The sequence below is a fragment of the Providencia sp. JGM181 genome, from assembly GCF_018257375.1.
GTDB lineage: Bacteria > Pseudomonadota > Gammaproteobacteria > Enterobacterales > Enterobacteriaceae > Providencia > Providencia lanzhouensis.
On sequence record NZ_JAERJY010000202.1, the window covers coordinates 1 to 4534 of the forward strand.

The following is a 4534-nucleotide window of genomic DNA, read 5'->3' on the forward strand; positions in this document are numbered from 1 at the left end:
CATTTATTATTATGTCAATGCAAATACGAATAAATTAATAATACCGCCCTCGATTGAATCAATTAAGGGGTGATTAAATACGTTATAAAAGTATTATATAAATATATTATTCGAATATGAAAATCCAATAAATTAAATACTATGAAATTAACAGGAATATAAATATGGGTAAAAATACAGAAAGTAATGACATTGAAAATGATAATAAAATAACGTCTAACAGCATGATGCAAAATATGGCTTCGTTTGGGGCACCAAGTATTATGGTTAACCAAACTTCGCAGCTGGTTACAGGAACGGGGGATATTGCCTTAGATTTGGTCGTGGTGATTGATACCAGCGGTTCCATGTCTGATGAATCTGCGGATCTTAGCCAACAAATTGACGCTGCTATTGAAAAAGCCGCAGCAAATTGTCCATCACATTTACGCGCCACATTCTTGGGGATACAAGGTGTTTGGACGGGGACTAAATTCGATCAATCGGTGAGTGATTATTTAATCTTAAAAGGAGTTAACGAAAGTAGCCTACAAGCACGTCCTCCATTTAAAGAAGCGGATGGTATTGACCATGCGGGGAACAAAGAAGATCTCTGCCGAGCCGTCATTGATGTGAGTCGATACTTTGACTGGCGTGATGGTGCTAGACGAGCCATTTTTGTTTTAGGTGATGAAGGCATGGAGGGCGGTGGTGGTCGACTTACCAGTGCGGCAATAGCCAAAAACAATGAAGCGATTGAAATTGCTCAACATGCTCATGTCAAAGTGTACACCTATCAAGGGACACCGGATGATGCGCCAACCAATCTTGACCGTTTCCCAAGCCTAGCTGATAGAGACAGAGTAACACAAGAATATGCCCGTTTAGCTGAGCAAACAGGTGGACGTTCTTATATCTACACCACGGGTATCGCCAATTTTGCTTTAGTCTTGCAAGAAATTCTTTGTGACAGCCTGGTTCCGCCGACTATACCAAATCCAGAGCGTTCGGACTGTGCGAATGTCTGTGACCAACTGCCGACTATCTTAGGAACAGTGAATACGCTAGCTGAAATTATCAATAAGGCGATAGATGCTTGCTGTGGTAACGAAAGTCATCACGGTCACCACTCGCATCATCATTCAGCTTGCCAGTGCCAAAAATAATAACAAACAGGCCTGCAATTGCAGGCCTAATACTATGAGAGTCAAACGAATATTTGTGAAAAAGCCTTTATAAATCGGGATTACTGACTGGTATCTACGATAAAAAATGAATAAAGTACCTTGCTAATATGCCACTTACAACGTTAACCACAGCGTAGCAAAGGATAATATTTTGGCGCCTATCACCGAAGAAAAGCATGATGGACAAATCCTACTCGTCAGTAGCTCACAGCTAAATGATGGAACATCTATTATGTTTTATCGAATCGGAACAGGTAAACCTGAATATGAAATTGAAATATATAGCCATGCTAGCCGCTCCAGCTCAGAAGATATTTTATGGCTAGATTATGATGCAGAGTATGGCTGTGGTGATGTCCACTCAGATACTTTTCTCAAAATAGATGATGGGGAAGAAGAGGGATTACCTTGTCACTGTTATTACAGCGGAGATAGCATTATTCTGCATGCACAGCTCCCGATTAGCACCCTTCACCTTATCCAGACATCGAATAGATTGCAATTAAGACTATCTATTTCAGGATTGACCACCAATCACGGTAATCACACAATATTGCTGTCCGACAAGATAAGAAATGAGTGGAAACAGATTATTGTTCTTCAATAGAATAAGACCCTCAATGAATTCCATTGGGGTCTTATTTGTGGTGTGCAGATTAAACTCTATGGATATATCTCAGAGTGCGATTTAGTAGAAAATCCCAATAATTGCACAGTGCGCGACAAACCCGACCATCAGCGGTATGGCGGTTCGTTTCACCACATCGAATGGCTGGAGTTTGGCACCACTGGATACGGCGATTATCACTCCCGAAACCGGAGACATACCACGCCCCATATGAGAAGCCTGTTGCATTGGCAGGATCATCGCAATCGGGTTAACCCCCATACTGTGTGCAATTTGTGGGATTAACTCCACGAATGCTAAGAATGGTGCGTTACCTGAACCCATAATAATTGCGGCGGCTAACGTGACTAATGCAAATACAATCGCCATCGCAAATGGTGGTAAACCGACGGATTCTGCGCCAAGGATTAATTGGTCGATGGCACCACTGACTTTGATCCCGTGAGCAAACACACCCGCAGCGACTAACAGCCCGACTACGTTACTGAACGCATGTCCCATCCCATTTAAGAAGGTTTGGAAACCATTACACACTTGCTTGAAGTTACGCACTCGCACGGTTTCCAATACCATACAAATCGCCATAGCAATCAGTACGATGGTCACAACATCGAGGTGAATTCCCTCAAAGAACAGATTGGAAGAGCCGACCGCCATAATGATTGGCAGCATCGGTAAAATGGCATAGTAGCCCGGTACCAATTTGGTTGTCGCTTCTTTGTCGTGAGACTGGACTGCTTTACCGATTTCAGGGACGAAACCCTGTTTACGGTCACAATGACGTTGCCAGAAAATATGGGTAATACCGACCACCAGCACCGTGGCTAATGCCGCAGGCCCTTGGTAGTAAAGCACATATTCAACGACTGACATATCAACGGCTTTTGCACCACGGATAGCATCAATCGCGGTTGGTGTATAAGCCACCCCAAGGGATGTTGCGATAACCCCAGCGGCAGATGCAGGGGAGAGTCCCAAACCAATCATAATTGGGAACATGGTCCCCATTAACAGTACAGCTAAGCCTGTCGCTGACGGAATCGCTAACTGCAAGATACTCGCTAACAAGAATGAGAAAAATAGTAGCACATAAGGCGAACGCATATTTTTCAGTGGTTTAGTTGCTACGCGTACTACCGCTTCGTTGGCACCGATGTGATCCATATAGTGAGCAAAACCCATTAGTGCCATGATCATCAAACCAAGATCAGCAGCACGGCTACTAAATAGGTCACGCATTACTTCAAACGGATCGAGCCAAGTAATGCCCGTGGTTGCGACGCTTTTCGGTAGGATAGGACCCCAGCCTAAGGCTAGGGTGAAAATCATCAACACTAAACCGGCAATTAACAGCACCGGTTCAGCTTTGTATCCCTTCAGAATAAAGCGTGCAACCAAAACAACGATAATTAGAACCGTTAGAATTGGGATCATGCTTTAGCTCCTGGCTTGAAACGTTCTGCTGTAATTTGTACCACTTGTTTTAAAACATCACTGGCGGCATACAGAGATTTCACTGGTAGATATTCATAAATCGAGTGGAAGTTATGAGCGCCAGTGAAAATGTTCGGGCAAGGAAGACCATTCTGTGAAAGTGCTGCACCATCATAGCCTCCACGCATAGGGATAACTTTTGGCGTGATCCCGCAAGCTTCATAAGCTGCGTGAGCAATATCGATTGGATAACGGTTTTCACCTTGTAAGCTGTTGTACACGTTTGAGTAACGGTCAGCTAAGGTACAGGTTACGCTTTCTGGTCCCCACAGGTCTTCACAATGACCCGCCAATTTTTTCAGGAATGCCATACGAGCGCGGTAGCCCTCTTCGGTAAAGTCACGCACATCCATTTTCAGAACAGTGCGAGCGCTGTTACCTGACATCTGCTTAACCCAGTAATAACCTTCACGGTTTTCAGTATATTCAGGCGCTTCGCCACCGGGCAGCATTGCGATAAATTTCTGCGCCATTAGCAGGGAATTCACCAGTTTGCCTTTAGCGGACATTGGGTGAGCTGACTTACCTGTAAAGACGATTTCAACATCCCCCGCATTCCAGTTTTCATACACCAGCTCGCCAATACCACAGCAGTCTAGGGTGTAGGCAAAATCTGCACCAAACTCTTTCACATCAAACACTTTCGCGCCGCGTAGACCTTGTTCTTCATCAGGAACGAAGCCCACTTTGATATCCCCGTGTTTGATGTCTGGGTTTTGTTTAAAGTACTGCAACATATCCATAATCGAGGCGATAGCGGCTTTATCATCGGCACCTAATAGGCTGGTACCGTCGGTGACAATGATGTCATCACCAAGGTAATTTTCTAATTCTGGGAACTCACTTTTACGCAGGTAAATATTGAGCTCTTTATTCATGCAAATATCTTCGCCGTTATAAGGCAAAATTTGTGCTTTGGTGTCGTTAGTCTGCTCTGCGCTCGTATCTAAGTGACCAAAGAATGCCACCGTTGGCACTTTATAATCCAGGTTGGAAGGCAGTGTTGCGGTAACGATAGCTGTATCACGCAGTTTGATATCCTGTAAGCCTAAGCCTTCTAACTCTTGAACTAGCTGTTTGGCAAGAACGCGCTGGCCTTCAGAGGATGGCATGATGCCTGCGGCGCCTTTTTCCCTATTCGTGGTGGTGTTAATTTTTGTATAAGAAATAAAACGGTCAACAATATTCATTATTCTCATTCTCCAGCATCATCGTGATGCATTATTTTTATACTTTCATTATTGCA

General features: G+C 44.0%; 4 protein-coding genes. 2 read left to right on the forward strand and 2 right to left on the reverse strand.

What is annotated here, in order from left to right; translation table 11 throughout:
- Positions 1–164: 164 nt before the first annotated feature.
- Both JK188_RS16520 and JK188_RS16525 read left to right on the forward strand, forming a co-directional pair.
- Positions 165–1145 carry a VWA domain-containing protein gene (locus tag JK188_RS16520; RefSeq protein WP_211888002.1) on the forward strand — a complete coding sequence of 327 codons (981 nt, stop codon included), beginning with the start codon at positions 165–167 and terminating at the stop codon, positions 1143–1145.
- A 172-nt stretch (positions 1146–1317) separates the two neighbouring features.
- Positions 1318–1773 carry a hypothetical protein gene (locus JK188_RS16525; RefSeq protein WP_211888001.1) on the forward strand — a complete coding sequence of 152 codons (456 nt, stop codon included), beginning with the start codon at positions 1318–1320 and terminating at the stop codon, positions 1771–1773.
- A gap of 81 nt (positions 1774–1854) precedes the next feature.
- On the opposite strand, the gene dcuC is transcribed toward JK188_RS16525, so the two are convergent.
- Positions 1855–3228: a C4-dicarboxylate transporter DcuC gene (gene dcuC / locus JK188_RS16530; protein ID WP_211888000.1), complete on the reverse strand. Its 1374-nt coding sequence runs from the start codon at positions 3226–3228 to the stop codon at positions 1855–1857.
- Entirely contained in the window at positions 3225–4478 is a 1254-nt protein-coding gene (pepT, locus tag JK188_RS16535; protein WP_036953623.1) for a peptidase T, read from the reverse strand. The genes dcuC and pepT overlap by 4 nt, the downstream gene beginning before the upstream one ends.
- Positions 4479–4534: the final 56 nt, after the last annotated feature.